We start from the raw sequence: 18,799 nt of genomic DNA, 5'->3' as shown, positions 1-18,799 counted from the left end.
TTCCAATATGACGGATCACGATAACAACCGGAGTGTACCGAATGCACTGCCACCGGGATATCGCTTCAACGAGTTCGAAATTTTAGAAGTGATCGGCGGCGGTGGTTTTGGCATCGTCTATCGCGCCAAGGATCACCAGCTTGAGCGAACCATCGCGATTAAAGAGTTTATGCCGTCCTCGCTGGCGGTACGTAATGATGACATGACACTGGTGCTGCGCAGCGAGCGCTTCAGTAAAGCGTTTACCGCCGGGCTGAACAGTTTTATTCAGGAGGCGCGTCTGCTGGCGCGCTTCAACCACCCGAATCTGCTGCATGTGCTGCGCTTCTGGGTGCAGAACGACACAGCTTACATGGGGACGGTGTTTTACAGCGGTACTACGCTTTCCCGCCTGCGTGAAAAGAACCCGACGCTGATTAATGAAGCGTGGATCCGCCGCATGCTGCCGATGCTGCTGGGTGCTATCAAAACCATTCATGACGAAGGCTACCTGCACCGTGATATCTCGCTGGATAACATCCAGATTCAGGATAACGGCCTGCCGGTGTTGCTCGATTTCGGCTCTGCGCGTCGCAGTATTGGCTCGGTTTCCGATGAAACCGAAACCATGCTGCGTCCGGGTTATGCGCCGATTGAACAATACACCGACGACAACGAAAGCGAGCAGGGGCCGTGGACCGATATTTACGCCCTTGGCGCGGTGCTGCACACGCTAATTATTGGCTCACCGCCGCCGGTAAGCGTGGTGCGCAGCATTCAGGACACCTATGTGCCACTGACGCAGCGCGGTTTGCCGGGTTATTCGCATACGCTGTTGCAGGCGGTGGATCGCGCGCTGTCGCTGAAAATGGAAGACCGTCCGCAAACGGTCGATGAATTCGCCGCGCTGATTGAAATGCCGGTCGCCGGGATCGACGACGTCATGAGCGTAAAACAGCCGGGCACCATGCTGGTGCCGGTCGAAGAAACGGCAGAAAAAACCGATGCGCTGAGTAGCGTGAAGCGTTACAAAGTGCCGGGGCTGGTGGCCGCGGGCGTGATCGTTGGGGTGATTGCGGGTGCGGCGCTGTTTGGCGGAAGTTCCTCGCCGGACACGGCGGCGACGCAGAATGCCAGCAACAGCGATCAGCAGCAAACCACACAGCAGGCCGCTGAGCCGCCACGCCAGACCGTGCAGGAGACAACTACCGCACCTGCGGCGACACCTTCGCAAACCACGCAGACACAAAGCCAGACCACTGCGCCTGCGGTGCAAGAGCCGGTTGCGCAGATTTTTGTGCGTATGAACGAGGGCGAAAAACTGACGTTGAACGGCGAAGCGCAGTCTGTTTCTCCGGCCACCAACGGTTTTGCTTCACTGAAGCTGCAACCGGGGCGTTACAACCTGGTATTGCAGGGCAACGGTCAGACCCGCAGCCAGACCATTACTATTGGGCAGCCAGGTACCTGGCTGATTAACCCGCAAGCACAATAGTGATGATCCCTCCGGGCTGACGCCCGGCAGCGCGCGGGAAGCCATTCCCGCGCGCGTCATTTTTCACATTGCATGCAGATGCAATGTCTTCTTGTTGCAATAACAACGCTCGTCTCGCTCGTTATATTAAAAAGACAGAACTATGAATTTATTAACACACAGCAATCAGGGTGGCGGTGAATTTACGTTTGTTGTATCGCGAAGTAATGCAAAAGCTGACGATAAAGTTCACGCCCTCGCTGCCCGAAAAACGCGTGAGCTGGAGATGACGCTCATCGATTTTCATCTTGAATCCTCGGAAATGCTGGAAGTGGACGGTTATCCCGCCGTGGAGCTCTTCTACCAGTTTAAAAATGACAACCACGTTATCTTCCAGCGCCAGACGTTAATTTTGCTCGACGATCTCGCCGGGAAAAAAATGGTGAGCTACGTCGGCACCTGCCCTGGCGAATTCAGCGAAGAACATCAAAAGCAATATCAACAAATCATCCAGAGTATTAAATTTCATCGCGCAAAATAGCGCGCAGGTTTTACCGTGCGCTGATTGCCGCTGACAGACACTGAGTAGGGATCTCTCGTTATGCAGAACAGAATCACGGCGACGTTACCCGTCGAGGGCTTACTTTTCTGGAAACTTGCCGGGCGCGAAGCGCTGTCGGAGTCATTTACGCTGGCGCTGACGGTGCTGAGCACCGATGCGCGGGTCGATCGCAGCAAACTGCTGGGTCAGTCCGCAACCATCAATATTCCCACCCAGGGAACGGGTACGCGCTATATCAATGGCAAAATCACCCGCGTGGCGGTGAGCGCCGTGGAGCTTTCGGGTACGCGTTACGCGGTGTATCAGCTCACCGTGGAGCCGGATCTGTGGCCGATGAAACGCGACCGCAACCTGCGTATCTTCCAGGGCCAGACTGCGCCGCAGATAGTGAAAACGCTGCTCGGCGAATATCAGGTGAACGTGGAAGATAAGCTGACCGGCAGCTACCGCACCTGGGATTACTGCGTGCAGTACCAGGAATCGAGCCTCGATTTCATCAGCCGCCTGATGGAGCTTGAAGGCATCGCCTACCATTTTAGCCACGAAGCCGACCGCCATGTGCTGGTGCTGACTGACGCGGCGACCGAACATCAGCCCTTCAGCGGCTACGAAACCATTCCCTATCACCAGACGCCGTCCGGCGGCAGCACGGATGAAGAGGGCATCAGCCAGTGGGCGCTGGAGGACAGCGTGACGCCGGGTATTTACAGCCTGGACGATTATGACTTTCGCAAACCGAACGCGTGGCTCTTCCAGGCGCGGCAGAACCCGGCGTCACCGCAGCCGGGCAGCATTGACGTGTACGACTGGCCGGGGCGTTTTGTTGAGCACGGTCACGGGGAGTATTACGCGCGCATCCGCCAGGAGCGCTGGCAGGTGGAGCACCAGCAGATTCAGGGCACCGCCACGGCGACTGGTGTCGCACCGGGAAACACCTTCGCGCTGTATAACGCACCGTTTTTCAGCGATAACGGCGAGTACCTGACCACCGAAGCGAACTACTTTTTTGAGGAAAACCGCTACGCCAGCGGCTCTGATGGCGAAACGGTGCACCGCATCGATTTCACCGTCATTCCGTCGTCGGTGGTGTTCCGCCCGGCGGCGGTGACGGCGTGGCCTAAGACCTACGGTCCGCAGACGGCAAAAGTGGTCGGCCCGCAGGGCGAGAGCATCTGGACGGATAAATATGGCCGGGTGAAGGTGAAATTCCACTGGGACCGGCTGGCGAAAGGCGATGACACCAGCTCCTGCTGGGTGCGGGTGTCGAGTGCCTGGGCAGGGCAGGGCTTCGGCGGGGTGCAGATCCCGCGCGTGGGCGACGAAGTGGTGATCGACTTTATCAACGGCGACCCGGACAGACCGATCGTCACCGGGCGCGTCTACAACGAATCCAGCATGCCGCCGTGGTCACTGCCGGATGACTCAACGCGCATGGGCTTTATGACCCGCAGTAAAGACGGCAGCAAAGACAACGCCAGCTACCTGTTTTTTGAGGATCGCGCCGGAAGCGAAGCTGTCGAGTTGCATTCCGAAAAAGATATGAAAGTCTCGGTGGAAAATGACAAGACGGTCAACATCGATGGCAACCGCACGACGACCATTCTGAAAGAGCAGAAAGACGATGTCACCGGCGATGCCTCGTTCCACTATCGTGCGAAGCGCACGACCACGGTAGATGAAGCGGAAACAACCACCTTCAACAACAGCCAGACGGAAACTATCAAGAATGGGCGTAAACTTGATATTACCAGCGGTGGCGATGCGGTGACGGTGACGGGTGGGCGCACGAGCAACATCGACGGTACGGAACTGCACCATGTCACCGGCAAGCTAACGGAAAAATATGATAGCGGACAGGAGACAACCATTGCTGCAGGGGGCAGGAAGGAAACCATCGATGGAGGAGTAACGATTGATGTTAACAGCGGTAACTGGACGCAAAATGTGAATGCAGGGACGATAGCGATTTTCAGCCCCGATGTGATAACTATCAAGAGTGACAGCAAAGTGAGCATTGATGTCCCCTTTATGGAATCACGGGCTTCCTCGCATAAAGAAAGTTTTGTAGGTAACAATTTCAGTATGACAGGCGCCTCAGAAAGTATTACCGGCGCTTCTGCTTCACGTACTGGCGTTTCGCTATCCCACAGCAATGTTTCGGTTTCGCACAATACATTCGGCTACAGTAACAAGGCCATGGAGATCAAACAGATAAAAGCAGTCGTGAAATCTGGTGGTTTATCAATGTCTTCTAAACTATTGACTCTGTTTTTATGAGATCAGGAAAAAAAATGAGCAACTTTTTTATCATATCAATGGTTGTTATTGCACTTGTCTTTGGTGTCTTTCCCATTGCGAGGTTTCTTTACACCAATCTTTTCCCCTATCTCAAGGACGGATTTTCTCAGGATGCGGTGTTAAAAAATGGGATTGCTGTTAACGCAGATATTATTTATACCTCGCAAACAAGTAGCTGGGATGGTAATAAACCGGTGTATAAATTAACGCTCAGATTTAAGACAAGGGAGCAGGAATCAGTTGAGGCTACAATAATGAAAGCTTTAACCTTTAAAGAAATTGAACAATTTAAAGAAGGTAATGGCACGACGATTAAATATGATCCTAAAGATCCTAAAAAAATTGCCATTTATGATAAGCCATTGGTGTTGGGTGAGTAAAAAATAAGCCAGAGAAAGGTGATAGTATCTCCTTGTTCTGATGTTTTTTCGTGCATGAAAGACATGTAATAGCTATTTCTTACTTTGTTATTTATCCTCTTCTGTTCCACTTTTTTGGGTGTTGGTCAGTTGCAAATATAATTACAGCTCGCCTGGTTTATACCACTGTGCATATTGCTATTTGTTGGTTATGTTGTTTACAAGAACAGGCAGCGTGATGCTCAGGATGCTTGTATTAAAGAGCACGGCGTTAGTCTTGAAGCTGAAATATCAGATGTGGTTTATGATAAGATTCAAAGGATAAACAATTATTTTGTAGTGGTAGCTACAGTAAAATATAATTATGGTAAGCAAGCTATTATCTCTAAAAGAGGCTTTTCTTTCTTATTTACTGAAAAAGAAAAAATTGTTCCTGGGGAAATCATCAAAATCAGAGTCAATCGTGATATGCCTGAGTAGTTTTATTACGAAGATTATCAAAACTATTAAAAAATATTTAAAAGGGTGTGTGTTTTATGAGTTATTAATTCATATTTGGTTGTTTAGTTAATTTTAGTGAAATTAGATCACTATATGTTAATCAAGGAAATCTCTCCATGGATTATTTGAAGATCCTGCATATCATTTTGGTTGGGCTGGTAGTGGGTCTTATTATTTATTTGATCTGCAGGGACATCGTTTGGGGGGGGATGAAAAGAATCATTCTTAGAAATCCGGTCTATACACATGCGACTATCTCTGCCGTTATGCCGGGAACGCCGTCGTCAACCGGATTGGTTAACTTAACGATCGATTATGAATTTAAAGATCTTACTGGAGTGAACTACTCGCGCAAGAACGTACTGACAATAATTAAAACAATGAACCTTTTCGAATACCAGATTGGTAGCACCGTTCCGGTTGTCTATTTACGGACTAATCCTGAAAAACATTTTCTGAACGAAGGGAAAGATGGCGTGCTAGTCAGGTAAATATCTATTGTCACTATGCTATTCTAAATACAGAACTTTATTGTTAGTGCAATTCATTTATTTACATGGCAGTGAATATGAGTGCTTTTACAGAAGCCCCTTTAATAATCGGTGTTATCGTATCTATCCTGGGTATTATACTGGCCTTTTCAACATTAAAGCCGAATAAAGATGAAGTTACCACTCTGCGTGACTGGTCATCCAGAGAAAAGTGGAATGGTCAAATTATTGAGGCGTCACTTGAATCATGGCATCAAACAGATACCAAATACGGCAATGATTTTTATACGATTTTACTTTTACGGCTACTGTTAATAACACAAGGAAACAATATGTCGCAAAAGGTCTGGTTAGACCTAATGAGGTACATAAGATTCAGAAAGGGTTAACTCTAGTCATAAAATATAATGCTGATAATCCGCCACGTATAGCTGTGATGGCTATCGACTATAAATAAAACCTATAACAGTTATGATGGATAATTTGTTCTGAGTTGGTGTCATATGCATATGCTTTCTTTCATATTACAGATTAGCGAAAATGTTTCATTAAAAACCATCTTATCGAAAAATATAAACCTTAAGAGGTCATAATGTTCACTGGCGATAATGTTGGCCTGATATTAAGCATTGCAGCGCCATGCTTCCTTATTTATTTGGTATTCCATACAGGGATGGTTCATGATGATTTTAAAAAGAACGGTATAAAGACAGTTGCTAAGATAAATAATATCAAGCAAACATCCACTTCAGGTACTGGTTCTCCAAAATGTGTCTTTACGCTTTCTTTTACTACGCAAGATGGTCAAGAGATAACTCTGGAAAAAACACAGGTTGTTACTGTGTTAGATATGATGCCTCTCGAGCGAGAGCGCAAAGTGGATATTTACTACAAGAAAGAAAATCCTAAAAAAATATGGCTGATACTTGAATCAGAAAGTCGGATAAAGTAATGACAATTATGGTTAGGTCGAGATGATGTCACCGATGATACCTCGTTCCACTATCGTGCGAAGCGCACGACCACAGTAGGTGAATATGTCAGCACAGTTGACTAAGTATTTATGAAAAAGGAATGAACAATATGATGGGGATTTTATTAGCGATTGGCATAATTGCTGCGGTTGTTATTATGTGTTTCATTTCTGTTAATAAAACGGAGAAAATAATTCGTGAAGGTCGCCCGATTATGGCCGTGATTGAAAATATCAGACCTGTTTCCACGGATGACTCAGGAAATACAACTGTAGCTTATGTTTTAAATGTTGAAGGGCATAAAATTGAAGGTCGTGAAAAGATCGATACCTTTTACGCTCCACAGATGCAACCTGGAATGCAAATAAAAATTATGTATGTCGATGATAAACATTATGTTTTTATGTTTGAGAAATAAAATAAATCTGATAACAAAAAAGTAAGATGATTATTATTGATTATTCCTGTTTGTTGTTCAGGAGATGTCGAATAATTCATTTGCTTCTATGCCTGGGCGCTAGAGTCTAAGAAAATAAAATTGAAAATCTCCTCCCCGCTGGATAAGTTAATTGCCAAAGTGTAAGTGAAAAGGTATGTAACTTCGGACATCTGTGGCGTTCTACCCCCTGCCGGCACCTTGGCCTAAACGTACTCCCATAGATGGTGAAAATGATAAAAATAATGTGCAGCTATTTTATCTGCCAGAAAACCCTCAACAGATTTATTTGGTCCCTCAGGATATGGAATAGCCATTATTGTAAATGGTAAATCGAATCGGTTGGTTGCAAAGGTAATCCTGGTTGGTTTTTTTTGAAGGTCGGAGGCTGTAAAGCTAACGGTTTTTCAGTAAGCACGATCGTTTTTGACAGTGAAAAATATAAATTATGTTGTTTTAATTATTTAGATCAAGGCGGCTATCGTGTTTGACTCTCCTGTTTTTACCATCTCACTTATTTTTATTGTTTGCATTGGCATCCTTTTATACTGTTACCCTACAGGTGTTGCTCACGATAAATTTAAAAAATAAGGAGTTAAAACAGAAGCGAAAGTTTTAAGCAAGGAGAAAATTGGCGCATCTGGCACGGGAAATACTCGATTTCGCATGGTTGTCGAGTTTACAACTAAAAATGAAACTGTAACCGTTACAACTAAAAGATACTTTACGCCTGAGGATTTAATAAAAATCATGAGGAACAACACTGTTGTGCTTTACTATCTACCTCAGGATCCTCAACAAGTGCTTCTTATGCCGGGCGAAATGAAATAAGTTAACTGGCTTTTTTAGTGGTGCGTGACTGGTTATACTATCGGGTTGCATTTCAAAAAAATTCAAAGCGTTAATAACAACTACACGGCATAATAAAAAGGTCCAAATGGCAATTTCTTACTTTGTTACTTATCCCTTGCTAGTTGTCTTCTTTGGCATGTTTGTTTTCTTTGTCTATAACATCATCATGGCTGGTAGAGGGGCGGTTAAAATTGACCCGACTGATGCGGGGCAGGCGCAGGGTGAGATTGTTAATATCCGTAGCTCTAGTGGCGAGAATTCCGCTTTTATTAATGTGATCATTCAGGTACGGTTTATTACCGCCGATCATAAAATCGTCAACACTGAAGGGAAGGCGGTTATTGATGTAGTTAAGATCCCTGAGTATCAAAAGGGAGTAAAAGTGCCAGTGACTTACTCAAAAAAAGAACCTAAGAAAATAAAGATTAACATCCCGTCTCCACTTGATAAATAATACCGTTTGAATAAAGATCACTATTTTAATAAGCCTTGAGTTTTATGTGATTAACTTTGCATTACGCATTTTAAACTACCTAACAAAAATATAATGAGCATCTCTTACTTCTCCGCTCTCTTTAATAACGTTTTGACATAAATATTGGGCATAATGAGGTAATTTCCATGGAGGTTTTCCTTGGTCTCGCTTTTGTCGTTGGGATAGTTTTCTATATAGGCAGGGAGTGTTATTTAACATACCAGACGGATCAATATGGAAGGTTGCTAAATGCAAAGATATTAAGCATGCGTTCAACGGGGTCGGGTGATGGTGGTAGTACAAAGGTCGTCTATGAACTGGCGGTGGATTTCGACGGTGTCCAGCGCATCGTCAAAGGATCACAAACGATCGATACATTTTATTCCTACCAATTAGAGCCCGGCAAAGAGATAAAAATAAAATACCTCGACGATAAAAATATCTTATTTCAGTACCGTAAATAGACTTCATTCAGGAACGTGATGATGGGTATTGAATATTATTCAAAATATTTTATGTATGGCGGAATTGCTGCTTCGGTTATTGCCAGTCTGATTTTTTATTTTGTGTTCAGAGCGGAGGATAAGAAAAAAGCAGATATTGGTGTCTTTCTGACTTGCCATCTTTGGCCGGGAGATATTGTCGAAAGCGAAATTGTTTCCTGCAAAATAACCGGCGATCGGTTTGGTAATGACTTCTTTTATGATATTCGCTTTCACCTGCGGGGCGATAATCAACTCTACACTGCTAAAACACTGGTGAATATTTCTCAGATGCCATTGATTCGACCAGGACTGCGGATCAAAGTGAAGAAAGGAAACGAAGGCCGTTTAGCGGTCATTAAAATCGAGTTCTAGCGAAATAAGGCACTACCCGTAATGATGGAATTAATTGCTAAATACTCAACGCTCTTTTCCTGGTGTGTATTGGCTCTTTTTCTTTATCTCACTGTTAAAGGCCTGCGCGAACCAACCGGCAACGCAAAACTCATTAAAGATTGTGCTACGCAGTGTGACTGGTATGGCCCGGAAAAAGAGGCCGTACTTGAATCATGGTCGCCGCTGAAAACCACCCGTAAAGGGGAATATTTTATTTTCCATTTCACCATAGTTATCGACCGGCAAACACAACATAAAAAAGCAGCGGCGCTGGTGAAAACAAAAGAGATTGATCGATTAAAACAAGGCCTCAAGCTGCGAGTGAAATATCAGGGATTAGCGGCGAAAAGAATTGCTGTCGCTGGCATGATTTTCGATGAAGTTATCAATCAATCACCAGATGTCTCTGGTACTGCTGTTTAATACGTTGCCAGTTTTTATTTCACACATAATTTTATTCATCGTAAGGCGATCTTTCCTGACGTTAAAAAACGCCGACGATACGCTTAATCTTCCAAAGGATGTTATATGAAGATTATTAAACCGCTGCGGCTGAGCGTGCTTAATCGCCCATTTCGCCTGCAGGGGCAAAATCACCTGGGTGTTTCTGTTCTCGCGCTGCTGGATATGAGCGCACAACCAAAATTACGTCCTGAAGTCGAGTTGTGGCAACTGGCGGCCAGTGAGTTGCAAACCAGCGGCGGCGTGCTGGATATGGCAATGCCGAAAGCGCGCGCCGAATTCCTCGCTACCGGCTTCGCTTACTCGCACCATCATCAGGATAAAACCGCGTGTGCGGTACGCATTGAAATTGGCGAACTCAGTAAAACCCTGGCCGTTACCGGCGATCGCTACTGGGCCGGTTCACGCCCGACCGCCGCCAAACCGTTTGAACAGATGCGTCTCGACTGGAGCCGCGCTTTCGGGGGCGAAGGTTTTGAGGAAAACCCGCACGGTATCGGTGCCGTGGAAGAAAACCACAACGGCACCCGGTTTCGTCGCCTGCCAAATATTGAACTCTTAAATCAGCGTGTCACGTCTGCGCGCGCCAAACCTGAACCAGCCTGTTTCGGCCCGCTGGATCTTCTCTGGCCTCGCCGCTTTCGCCGGATGGGTAAAAACTACGATGCCCGCTGGTTGCAGCATGATTTTCCTGGTTTTGCGCCCGATATTGACTGGCGGGTATTTAACGCCGCCAGCCCCGATCAGTGGTGGGAAGAGCGGGATGCGTTACCACCGCAGGCCGCATGGCGCATCTGGAATATGCACCCGGAGCAGCATTTGCAGGAAGGCACGCTGCCGCCGTGGCAGGCACGCTGCTTTATGCAGCGCCAGCGCGGCGATGAGATCCTGTTTGAAGAGATAACGCTGCGCGCTACCACGGTGTGGTTTTTCCCGCATCTTGAACAGATGGTGCTTATCTGGCAGGGCAATCAACGCATCAATGAAGACGATGCCGCAGACGTTTTGCAACTGATGCCCGCGCTGGAAAAAAACGGTGCTCCCCGCTCGGTCAACCATTATCGCAAAGTGCTCCAACAGCGGCTGGATAAAGAGAAAGGCGCGCTGTTTGCGTTCCGTGAAAAAGATCTGCTACCTGAAGATGTTATCGGCCCGTGGATCGACAGCGAGGTACAGGAAAATCACAGCCCGATGCGCGATAACCAGCAAAACCGCGCCATGCAGCTTCGTGAGCAGCATCGCGCGCGGCTGGAAGCGCAGGGTGCGGACACCGCCGATCTGCTCAAGGAGATGGAGGAGCCCGCACTTCCGAAGCTGGAGGATTTGCCTGAGTTTATCGAAGAGATGGAGCGCAAAGCCCAGCAAATGCAGGCGCAGGCCGAAACACGCAAGGCCGAGATGGAGGCGCGCTTCCCGCAGATGAATGCGCAGGAAAACCAGCCGCGCGGGCCGGAGTCGATGATGCGCATGCAGGATTTACTCGAGCGCAACGCCGACAGCATGAGTGAGAAAAAGCTAAAGCAGAGCCGGGAAGCGCTGCACAAACTCTATCTGATGTCTGCGGCCGAACAACCACCTGCCATCAAACTGACTGGCGATATCGCGCTGATTATTCGCCAGCGTGCCGAAAGAACGATGGCGCAGGGCGGGGATTTCAGCGGGCTGGATCTGACCGGCGCGGATTTTTCCGGCATGGATCTCCGTGGCGCCAATTTCCATAATGCGCTGCTGGAGTGTGCCAACCTCAGCCAGTGCCAGCTTGACGGCGCTGATTTCAGCCACGCGATGCTGGCGCGCACGGATTTACAGGGTGCCTCGCTTTGCGAATGCGACTTCACCGAAGCGAGCCTCGCGCTGGCACAGTGCCACCAGACCAATTTCACCGGCGCGCAGTTTAAAGAATCGGAAATGACCGATGCGTTGTTTGACGCATGTGATTTCAGCCATGCGCGACTGGAAAACCTGCTGCTGCGTAAAACCGGCTTTAGCCAGTGCGTATTCCGTCACGCGACGCTGGATAATTGTGTGTTTATGGAACTTACGCTGCCGCAACCTGACTTCAGCGCGGCAAAAATGAATAAAAGCAGCTTTATCCAGTGTGAACTGCAAAGCGCCTCGTTTGCCGGAGCGTACCTGGACGGCTGTTCCTGGGTAGAGAGCCGCCTTGAGCGAGCCCTGTTTCGTGACGCCACGCTTATCACCTGTGCGGTGGCATCCGGCGGCACGCTGTGCGGTGCAGATTTCAGCGGCGCGCAGCTTAAGCAGAGCAATTTACGCCAGGCGGTACTGACTGACGCTCATTTCGTTCGTGCGAAGCTGGATAACAGCGATTTCAGCGAGGCGCAATGCGAAGGGGCGGATTTTAGCGGCGCGACGCTAACCGGCAGCCTGTTTATGCGTACCGATTTTCGGCGTGTGCGTTTTACCGAAGCCAATTTAATGGGCGCGATGATGCAAAAATGCCGTCTTGAAGGCGCCGATCTCAGTTTCAGTAATCTATTCCGCGCCGATCTTTCCCAGTCGCTAGCGGACAGCGCCACGAAATTTGAGGGTGCCTATAACAAACGCGTGAAAACCCTGCCGAAGCGCGATGGGGAGGTGATATGAGTCAGTTAAGTGCCGCTGAGCTGCAACAGAAAGTGAAAAGCGGCGAGGCCATTATGGAACTCAACTTTGATGGCTGCGATCTGCGCGGATGTGATTTATCCGGCGGGATTTTTCAGGAGGTTTCTTTCGAAGGAGCCAACCTGCAAGGTTGCAATCTTCAGGAGAGCGTCTTTACCGAATGCCAGCTCGCAGGCGCCGTACTTACTGCGGCACACCTCGAAGAGACCGTGTTTAACCAGTGCGATATAGCCACGGCGAACTTCAGCAATTCATCGCTGCTGCGTTGCGTATTCAACGAATGCACATTAACCGGCTGCGACTTCTCGCAGTCAGCTTTTGACAGCACACAGTTTATGCGCAGCCCGCTGAATAACAGTCTTTTTGCCGGTGCGCGTTTAGAACGTTCGACCCTGTTTGAGTGCCCGCTTGAAGGGGCGAAACTCAATCATTGCCATAACCTGCTGACCACGTACTTCGGTATTGATTTGCGCGATACAGATCTCAGCGGGAGTCAGTTTGAACGGGCGGTATTTTTTAACTGCGACCAGCGCGGCAAAAACTATGCGCAACATCAGTTCACCGGCTGTCAGTTTACCGATAACCAGCTTGATGGTGCTGATTTTAGCGGGGCGCAACTCACCCAGTGCAATTTCAAAGGCGCATCGCTCAAACAAGCGCGACTGAACAACGTTAACGCCTCGCAGGCGCTATTTATGCAGGCCGATTTGAGCGGCGCACATGCCCACGGCAGCCTGTTCGATCAGGCGATTTTTGTCGGTGCGACATTACAGCAGGCCAGTTTTAAACAGAGCCGCTTTTTTCAGAGCATCCTGCAACACGTTGCGGCCCGGCAGGCCGATTTCACCCTGTGTGATTTTACCTATGCCGATTTCAGCGGCGCGGAGGTGTGCGAAGCCGATTTTCGCGGCTCGACCTTCTCACGCAGCCGTTTTCATCGCGCGCGGCAAGAGGGCGCGCGCTTTGCCGATCGCAAAGGCATTCTTGAGTACGACGAAGAGTTACTGGCGGCGGAGGCCTGGACCGCTGAACGCCACAGCCGAATTTACGGAGACCTGCAATGAACAACCTCAATCAACCTTTGGCTCTCGCCACGCTGCCCGGCGGGCAGTTTTCAGCGCGCGTCACCCACTGTTTTGACGATGGCAGTCTGATGGTCGAATGCGACGGGCGCGGCTGGCACTGCCGCCGGGCAGTAAGCTGCGTGATTGCGCCGCAGGCGGGCGATACGGTGCTGATAAGCGCGGTCGATAACCAGATGTGGCTACTCGCGGTGCTGGAGCGCGGCAACGCGGACGCTACCGAACTTAGCGTACCGGGCGACTTGCGTATCACAAGTCTGGGCGCGTTAACCCTCAGCAGCGATGCGCTCAACGTCAGTGCGGCGAAAGGCGATTGCCATATCAGTGAGATGAACTACAGCGGCGACAAGATTTCCGCGTGGGTTACGCTTTCGCGCATCGTTGGCAAACGGGCGGAATCCGTCTGGCAGACGGTCACGCAGATGAGCCAGCACCTGTTTCGCACCACCCGGCAGACTGAGCATGTGCGCGCCGGACAACTGGATATGAAAGCGGATGATTATCTGCGTATGCACGCACAAAACACGGTGATCACCTCGAAAGCGATCACTAAAGTCGATTCTGAACAGATCCACATGGGGTAATTCGATGTTTGCAAACTGCCAGTTGATGGGGGTTGATCTCGCGTTTCCGGATGTCTGCCTGACGCCGATGCCTGCTCCGACGCCGATCCCGTACCCGGATATCGCGCTGGGGCCAACCGCGATACCGAACGCGCTCAATATTCTGTTTATGGGCATGCCCGCGCACAATATGGCGACCATTACACCGCTGACTAACGGCGATAATCCAGGCGTGGCGACGGGTGTCGCTTCCGGTACGGTGATGGGGCCATCGCGACACCTGACCGGCGCATTCACCGTACTGCTAAAAGGTACACCGGCAACGCGCTTAACCAGCGTCAGCCTGCAAAACTCCACCAATGCCATTGGCATGCGCATTGTGCCAAGCCAGTTCAAAGTTTTAATGCTGGCACCGTAACGGCACACGCGCCGCACAGTAATTTTCCACCTAAAAAAACGAACGCACAGGCAATAGCAAGTGCGCTTTCCGGTGATTGATTTTTTACGGAATCATGGTTATGGCGAACAGGATCACGGTCAAGCTGCCGGTCGACGGCCTGCTTTTCTGGAAACTCTCCGGGCGCGAAGCGCTGTCCGAGTCATTTACGCTGGCGCTGACGGTGCTGGGCACCGATGCGCGGGTCGATCGCAGCAAACTGCTGGGTCAGTCCGCAACCGTCAATATTCCCACCCAGGGAACGGGTACGCGCTATATCAATGGCAAAATCACCCGCGTGGCGGTGAGCGCCGTGGAGCTTTCGGGTACGCGTTACGCGGTGTATCAGCTCACCGTGGAGCCGGATCTGTGGCCGATGAAACGCGACCGCAACCTGCGTATCTTCCAGGGCCAGACTGCGCCGCAGATAGTGAAAACGCTGCTCGGCGAATATCAGGTGAATGTGGAAGATAAGCTGACCGGCAGCTACCGCACCTGGGATTACTGCGTGCAGTACCAGGAATCGAGCCTCGATTTCATCAGCCGCCTGATGGAGCTTGAAGGCATCGCCTACCATTTTCGCCACGAAGCCGACCGCCATGTGCTGGTGCTGACTGACGCGGCGACCGAACATCAGCCCTTCAGCGGCTACGAAACCATTCCCTATCACCAGACGCCGTCCGGCGGCAGCACGGACGAAGAGGGCATCAGCCAGTGGGCGCTGGAGGACAGCGTGACGCCGGGCATTTACAGCCTGGACGATTATGACTTTCGCAAACCGAACGCGTGGCTGTTTCAGGCGCGGCAGAACCCGGCGTCACCGCAGCCGGGCAGTATTGACGTGTACGACTGGCCGGGGCGTTTTGTTGAGCACGGTCACGGGGAGTATTACGCGCGCATCCGCCAGGAGCGCTGGCAGGTGGAGCACCAGCAGATTCAGGGCACCGCCACGGCGACTGGCGTCGCACCGGGAAACACCTTCGCGCTGTATAACGCGCCGTTTTTCAGCGATAACGGCGAGTACCTGACCACCGAAGCGAACTACTTTTTCGAGGAAAACCGCTACGCCAGCGGTTCAGACGGGGAAACGGTGCACCGCATCGATTTCACCGTGATTCCGTCGTCGGTGGTGTTCCGCCCGGCGGCGGTGACGGCGTGGCCGAAGACCTACGGTCCGCAGACGGCGAAAGTGGTCGGGCCGCAGGGCGAGAGCATCTGGACGGATAAGTATGGCCGGGTGAAGGTGAAATTTCACTGGGACCGTCTGGCGAAAGGCGATGACACCAGCTCCTGCTGGGTGCGCGTGTCGAGTGCCTGGGCAGGACAGGGCTTCGGCGGGGTGCAGATCCCGCGCGTGGGCGACGAAGTGGTGATCGACTTTATCAACGGCGACCCGGACCGGCCGATTATCACCGGGCGCGTCTATAACGAAGCGAGTATGCCGCCGTGGGCATTACCTGCGGCTGCCACGCAAATGGGCTTCCTCAGCCGCTCGAAAGATGGCTCGGTCAATAACGCCAACGCCCTGCGCTTTGAAGACAAGGCGGGTGAAGAGCAGGTCTGGATCCAGGCGGAGCGCAACATGGATGTCCACGTTAAAAACGACGCCTCGCGCTCGATTGGCAGTAATCACAGCCACTATGTGCGTAAAAATGAGCTGCACCGCGTCGAAACGAATCAGACGCAGGCGGTGAAAGGGCAAACGGAAATCCTCACCGGCAAAGGCAAGCTCGATGCCGTGGTGGAGCAGTTCATTCTGGCTTCCGGGACGCAACTGCGGCTGGTGTCCGGTCACAGCGCCATTGAGCTTAACGCGAACGGCAAAATCAACCTGATCGGTAAATCCTTTAACTTCTTTGTCGAAGAGGATGGGCACATTACCACCGGCGGTAAGTTGCATCTGAATGCTCCCGGAACAAAAGCCCCGACTACCGCGCCAGGGACAGACCATAAAGGGAATATTAACTCCGCTGTGCAGGCAAAATTTTCCCCGCAGGGTAACGTGCAACACGCAGCTCCTGTGGCAGCGGCTCCGGCGGGTGCTGCCAGGCCGGTTACGAAATACAAAGCACCACCGCCGCTGAAGGGGGATTATGTTTATAAGAATGATCCTGAGAATTCTCAGACTATGCCGTTCAATGAGGATGTGGTTAACCAGATCAATAAATCGCCTACTCTTCAGTCGCAGCTTAAAGAATTGAAAACGAAAGGCTGGGCTATCCAGCCAGGGGCTGCCGGGGAAGGGAGTTTCACCAGCGGCGAGAGCAGGCTTATTGTCATGGATCCTGAGCATATGGTTAATGCTCAGGACACGGTACAAACGCTGGCGCACGAAGCGGGTCATGCGATGTATCCGGTTACGCCGGATTTATCCAGCCGTGAAAATTATATCAATAGCCAACTGATGGACGAGGGTGGCGCGACATTGAACAACATCAAGATCCAGCGTGAAATACTGGCAAATGGTGGGCTTGATATTGGTGTCGCCGCAGGCAGCGGTGCAACGGAAGCGGCCTATAATCAGACGTACAACAAGATGGTTAGCGGTGAAATATCACGGAATAGTGCCATGCAATCCATCGGTAAGATTATCGGTAAAAATGAAATCGCCTCTGGAACCGAACAAAATTATAACGATTATTATGGGAGTCATTATGACCAGTAGGATGGCGATAAATTTCCCGGTGTTATTACTCCTTTCTCTTTTCACGTTGACGACGCATGCGGAACAAAAAAAAATGAATCATGATTCTCTGTGGCAAATAACAAAAGAATTAAAATCACTGTGGGGCAAAAAAATAGATGCGGTTAGCGCCCTTTTAAACCAGCCGATGATTCCTTATAAACCGACAGCAAAAGATCGTTTCACCTCCGCGCCATTTACCTTAAATGATGGGATAACCATCAGCAACCTGGATGTGCGCCTTAGCCCGAATGGTGGCGGTACCGTTAAGCTGGTCTCGTTTTCCATCAGTGGAGAATGTATTACGCTTGAAGAGGTCCAGGATAATTTCCCGGATGTCACATTGCGCTTTGTCCCCCGCGAAAAATTACCGGGAAGAACGTTTGGTTATCTCACCGCACGCGACAATAAGCAGTTAGCCTGGGGATTTGGTTTCCCGGCGCTGGACCGCAAATGCCTTAGCGAGATTACGATGTCGGATTACGATTTTTGATATTTCATCATTAAAACTTCCTGTCTCTGTATTTTAAGTCAAGGGATCTGAATAGCGGCGACCGAACATCAGCCCTTCAGCGGCTATGAAAGCATTCCTTATCACCAGACGCCGTCCGGCGGCAGAGAGATCTACCGCAGGGGTGACGTTGCATCCAGTACAACTGCCGATGAAGTTTATGAAGATCATTACGGGAAAATGTACGATGACTATATGCAAGGTAAGGCACCTCACTAAAATAATCGTAATGGCATTCGCTTTATTCTCCTCATTTAATTCATTGGCAGAAGAAAATAATATGAAAGTACAATCATTATGGCAATTTTCGACACAGCTTAAAAATACAGTAGGGCAAGATGTAGAAAAGCTGGATGCAATTATTCCCGGCAGATTTGTGCGTGAAGAATCCAATATTGCGGAGAGATTAAAAGCAGAACCGTTCACGATTGACGGCGGTATTGAAATCAGAAATATGAAAGTCCGTCTTGATCTGCACAATCCGGGTAAGGTTTATATCATTTCTTATGATGTCGCGAATGCCGATATTTTGTTAGAGGACGTCAGGAAAACCTACCCGCAATTAAAGTTAATTGATGTTCCGCGCGGGCATTCAGAGGATGAAACTTTCTCCTGGATCACCCCACTTGATGAACGGGGTAACGCCATCGGATTTGGTTTTCCTTATGCCCAACCCTCTTATTTAAAAAATATGACCCTCAGGAATTTTCAGGATTAACTTATGCAATACACCCTCCAGGAAGGTTCCTTTTCATTATTTCCTGCCGGCTGGCAGGACACCAGTATGACCATGCTTCGCGATGAAGCGAGTGGCTTATCGCTGATCGTCAGTCGTGGCCCGATCCCGGACGGCAGCGATTTTGAGAAAGAGTTTTATCGCCAGTGGGACGTGCTGCGCACGCAAATGGGCGACATCGCACAGAGCGAATTCGCGCGTATCCTTGTTGGCCGCGACAACAAAACCCGCGCGGTGGAAGTGGAAACGGTGTTTACCCGTAACGGTCAGCAAATCTGGCAAAAACAGTTTGCTGTTCAGGCGCCGGGTGCGGCGGTAGTGATGATCTTTACCCTTTCGGCACTGCGCGCCTTTACCGATGAAGACGGCGAGCGCTGGGATGCCATCAAACACAGTCTAACGCTGCACGAATAACGGAATCG

21 protein-coding genes are annotated in these 18,799 nt (G+C 49.9%); all 21 read left to right on the top strand.

Annotated features, from left to right (window positions below; all coding sequences use genetic code 11):
* Positions 1-7 precede the first annotated feature (7 nt).
* The 21 genes from ACFX4U_RS04310 (at position 8) to ACFX4U_RS04210 (ending at position 18,791) form a co-directional block, all read left to right on the top strand.
* A complete protein-coding gene (locus tag ACFX4U_RS04310) occupies positions 8-1,474 on the top strand; it encodes a serine/threonine-protein kinase (RefSeq protein ID WP_200550706.1) in 1,467 nt (488 codons plus the stop codon).
* Between the two features lie 142 nt (positions 1,475-1,616).
* Entirely contained in the window at positions 1,617-1,994 is a 378-nt protein-coding gene (locus ACFX4U_RS04305; RefSeq protein WP_200550707.1) for a DcrB-related protein, read from the top strand.
* A 60-nt stretch (positions 1,995-2,054) separates the two neighbouring features.
* Positions 2,055-4,292: a type VI secretion system tip protein TssI/VgrG gene (locus tag ACFX4U_RS04300; RefSeq protein ID WP_349350555.1), complete on the top strand. Its 2,238-nt coding sequence runs from the start codon at positions 2,055-2,057 to the stop codon at positions 4,290-4,292.
* 14 nt (positions 4,293-4,306) lie between these two features.
* Positions 4,307-4,693, top strand: coding sequence for a DUF3592 domain-containing protein (locus ACFX4U_RS04295; RefSeq protein WP_313510754.1), 387 nt, complete (start codon positions 4,307-4,309; stop codon positions 4,691-4,693).
* A 174-nt stretch (positions 4,694-4,867) separates the two neighbouring features.
* Positions 4,868-5,152, top strand: coding sequence for a hypothetical protein (locus ACFX4U_RS04290; protein WP_313510757.1), 285 nt, complete (start codon positions 4,868-4,870; stop codon positions 5,150-5,152).
* Positions 5,153-5,289: 137 nt separating this feature from the next.
* Positions 5,290-5,664: a DUF3592 domain-containing protein gene (locus ACFX4U_RS04285; RefSeq protein WP_313510760.1), complete on the top strand. Its 375-nt coding sequence runs from the start codon at positions 5,290-5,292 to the stop codon at positions 5,662-5,664.
* A gap of 77 nt (positions 5,665-5,741) precedes the next feature.
* Positions 5,742-6,053: a hypothetical protein gene (locus tag ACFX4U_RS04280; protein WP_313510762.1), complete on the top strand. Its 312-nt coding sequence runs from the start codon at positions 5,742-5,744 to the stop codon at positions 6,051-6,053.
* Between the two features lie 203 nt (positions 6,054-6,256).
* Complete coding sequence (locus ACFX4U_RS04275; RefSeq protein WP_313510765.1) at positions 6,257-6,616, top strand: hypothetical protein; 360 nt, start codon at positions 6,257-6,259, stop codon at positions 6,614-6,616.
* A gap of 131 nt (positions 6,617-6,747) precedes the next feature.
* A complete protein-coding gene (locus ACFX4U_RS04270) occupies positions 6,748-7,056 on the top strand; it encodes a hypothetical protein (RefSeq protein WP_313510767.1) in 309 nt (102 codons plus the stop codon).
* 955 nt (positions 7,057-8,011) lie between these two features.
* A complete protein-coding gene (locus ACFX4U_RS04265; protein WP_313510769.1) occupies positions 8,012-8,380 on the top strand; it encodes a DUF3592 domain-containing protein in 369 nt (122 codons plus the stop codon).
* A gap of 167 nt (positions 8,381-8,547) precedes the next feature.
* Complete coding sequence (locus ACFX4U_RS04260; RefSeq protein ID WP_305735790.1) at positions 8,548-8,865, top strand: hypothetical protein; 318 nt, start codon at positions 8,548-8,550, stop codon at positions 8,863-8,865.
* 18 nt (positions 8,866-8,883) lie between these two features.
* Entirely contained in the window at positions 8,884-9,258 is a 375-nt protein-coding gene (locus tag ACFX4U_RS04255; RefSeq protein WP_313510771.1) for a hypothetical protein, read from the top strand.
* 21 nt (positions 9,259-9,279) lie between these two features.
* A complete protein-coding gene (locus ACFX4U_RS04250; RefSeq protein WP_313510774.1) occupies positions 9,280-9,702 on the top strand; it encodes a hypothetical protein in 423 nt (140 codons plus the stop codon).
* Positions 9,703-9,807: 105 nt separating this feature from the next.
* Complete coding sequence (locus ACFX4U_RS04245) at positions 9,808-12,348, top strand: DUF2169 domain-containing protein (RefSeq protein WP_313510777.1); 2,541 nt, start codon at positions 9,808-9,810, stop codon at positions 12,346-12,348.
* The gene (locus ACFX4U_RS04240) at positions 12,345-13,430 is read left to right on the top strand and encodes a pentapeptide repeat-containing protein (protein ID WP_313510780.1); all 1,086 of its coding nucleotides are present in this window, start codon (positions 12,345-12,347) and stop codon (positions 13,428-13,430) included. The genes ACFX4U_RS04245 and ACFX4U_RS04240 overlap by 4 nt, the downstream gene beginning before the upstream one ends.
* Positions 13,427-14,032, top strand: coding sequence for a DUF3540 domain-containing protein (locus ACFX4U_RS04235; protein ID WP_313510783.1), 606 nt, complete (start codon positions 13,427-13,429; stop codon positions 14,030-14,032). Before ACFX4U_RS04240 ends, ACFX4U_RS04235 begins: the two co-directional genes overlap by 4 nt.
* A gap of 4 nt (positions 14,033-14,036) precedes the next feature.
* Positions 14,037-14,429: a DUF4150 domain-containing protein gene (locus ACFX4U_RS04230; RefSeq protein ID WP_016495682.1), complete on the top strand. Its 393-nt coding sequence runs from the start codon at positions 14,037-14,039 to the stop codon at positions 14,427-14,429.
* A 100-nt stretch (positions 14,430-14,529) separates the two neighbouring features.
* The gene (locus ACFX4U_RS04225) at positions 14,530-17,112 is read left to right on the top strand and encodes a type VI secretion system tip protein TssI/VgrG (protein WP_349350556.1); all 2,583 of its coding nucleotides are present in this window, start codon (positions 14,530-14,532) and stop codon (positions 17,110-17,112) included.
* Positions 17,090-17,623, top strand: a complete 534-nt coding sequence (locus ACFX4U_RS04220) for a hypothetical protein (protein ID WP_313510258.1) — start codon at positions 17,090-17,092, stop codon at positions 17,621-17,623. Before ACFX4U_RS04225 ends, ACFX4U_RS04220 begins: the two co-directional genes overlap by 23 nt.
* Positions 17,624-17,708: 85 nt before the next feature.
* Positions 17,709-18,359, top strand: a complete 651-nt coding sequence (locus tag ACFX4U_RS04215) for a hypothetical protein (RefSeq protein ID WP_313510255.1) — start codon at positions 17,709-17,711, stop codon at positions 18,357-18,359.
* A 3-nt stretch (positions 18,360-18,362) separates the two neighbouring features.
* Complete coding sequence (locus tag ACFX4U_RS04210) at positions 18,363-18,791, top strand: DcrB-related protein (protein WP_313510252.1); 429 nt, start codon at positions 18,363-18,365, stop codon at positions 18,789-18,791.
* Positions 18,792-18,799: the final 8 nt, after the last annotated feature.

Origin of the sequence: Kosakonia sp. YIM B13588, from assembly GCF_042788165.1 — a bacterium.
Taxonomy (GTDB): Bacteria; Pseudomonadota; Gammaproteobacteria; order Enterobacterales; family Enterobacteriaceae; genus Kosakonia; species Kosakonia sacchari.
Note: the sequence above shows the minus strand (reverse complement) of the source record. Positions and strands in the feature narration are given on the sequence as shown.

What these genes read in the sequence shown, in the direction of transcription:
- ACFX4U_RS04305 (WP_200550707.1), top strand. Translation starts at nt 1,617, where the DNA reads ATGAATTTATTAACACACAGCAATCAGGGTGGCGGTGAATTTACGTTT.
- ACFX4U_RS04295 (WP_313510754.1), top strand. Translation starts at nt 4,307, where the DNA reads ATGAGCAACTTTTTTATCATATCAATGGTTGTTATTGCACTTGTCTTT.
- ACFX4U_RS04235 (WP_313510783.1), top strand. Translation starts at nt 13,427, where the DNA reads ATGAACAACCTCAATCAACCTTTGGCTCTCGCCACGCTGCCCGGCGGG.
- ACFX4U_RS04280 (WP_313510762.1), top strand. Translation starts at nt 5,742, where the DNA reads ATGAGTGCTTTTACAGAAGCCCCTTTAATAATCGGTGTTATCGTATCT.
- ACFX4U_RS04260 (WP_305735790.1), top strand. Translation starts at nt 8,548, where the DNA reads ATGGAGGTTTTCCTTGGTCTCGCTTTTGTCGTTGGGATAGTTTTCTAT.
- ACFX4U_RS04270 (WP_313510767.1), top strand. Translation starts at nt 6,748, where the DNA reads ATGATGGGGATTTTATTAGCGATTGGCATAATTGCTGCGGTTGTTATT.
- ACFX4U_RS04220 (WP_313510258.1), top strand. Translation starts at nt 17,090, where the DNA reads ATGGGAGTCATTATGACCAGTAGGATGGCGATAAATTTCCCGGTGTTA.
- ACFX4U_RS04255 (WP_313510771.1), top strand. Translation starts at nt 8,884, where the DNA reads ATGATGGGTATTGAATATTATTCAAAATATTTTATGTATGGCGGAATT.
- ACFX4U_RS04250 (WP_313510774.1), top strand. Translation starts at nt 9,280, where the DNA reads ATGATGGAATTAATTGCTAAATACTCAACGCTCTTTTCCTGGTGTGTA.
- ACFX4U_RS04210 (WP_313510252.1), top strand. Translation starts at nt 18,363, where the DNA reads ATGCAATACACCCTCCAGGAAGGTTCCTTTTCATTATTTCCTGCCGGC.
- ACFX4U_RS04310 (WP_200550706.1), top strand. Translation starts at nt 8, where the DNA reads ATGACGGATCACGATAACAACCGGAGTGTACCGAATGCACTGCCACCG.
- ACFX4U_RS04285 (WP_313510760.1), top strand. Translation starts at nt 5,290, where the DNA reads ATGGATTATTTGAAGATCCTGCATATCATTTTGGTTGGGCTGGTAGTG.
- ACFX4U_RS04225 (WP_349350556.1), top strand. Translation starts at nt 14,530, where the DNA reads ATGGCGAACAGGATCACGGTCAAGCTGCCGGTCGACGGCCTGCTTTTC.
- ACFX4U_RS04230 (WP_016495682.1), top strand. Translation starts at nt 14,037, where the DNA reads ATGTTTGCAAACTGCCAGTTGATGGGGGTTGATCTCGCGTTTCCGGAT.
- ACFX4U_RS04275 (WP_313510765.1), top strand. Translation starts at nt 6,257, where the DNA reads ATGTTCACTGGCGATAATGTTGGCCTGATATTAAGCATTGCAGCGCCA.
- ACFX4U_RS04265 (WP_313510769.1), top strand. Translation starts at nt 8,012, where the DNA reads ATGGCAATTTCTTACTTTGTTACTTATCCCTTGCTAGTTGTCTTCTTT.
- ACFX4U_RS04240 (WP_313510780.1), top strand. Translation starts at nt 12,345, where the DNA reads ATGAGTCAGTTAAGTGCCGCTGAGCTGCAACAGAAAGTGAAAAGCGGC.
- ACFX4U_RS04215 (WP_313510255.1), top strand. Translation starts at nt 17,709, where the DNA reads ATGAAAGCATTCCTTATCACCAGACGCCGTCCGGCGGCAGAGAGATCT.
- ACFX4U_RS04300 (WP_349350555.1), top strand. Translation starts at nt 2,055, where the DNA reads ATGCAGAACAGAATCACGGCGACGTTACCCGTCGAGGGCTTACTTTTC.
- ACFX4U_RS04245 (WP_313510777.1), top strand. Translation starts at nt 9,808, where the DNA reads ATGAAGATTATTAAACCGCTGCGGCTGAGCGTGCTTAATCGCCCATTT.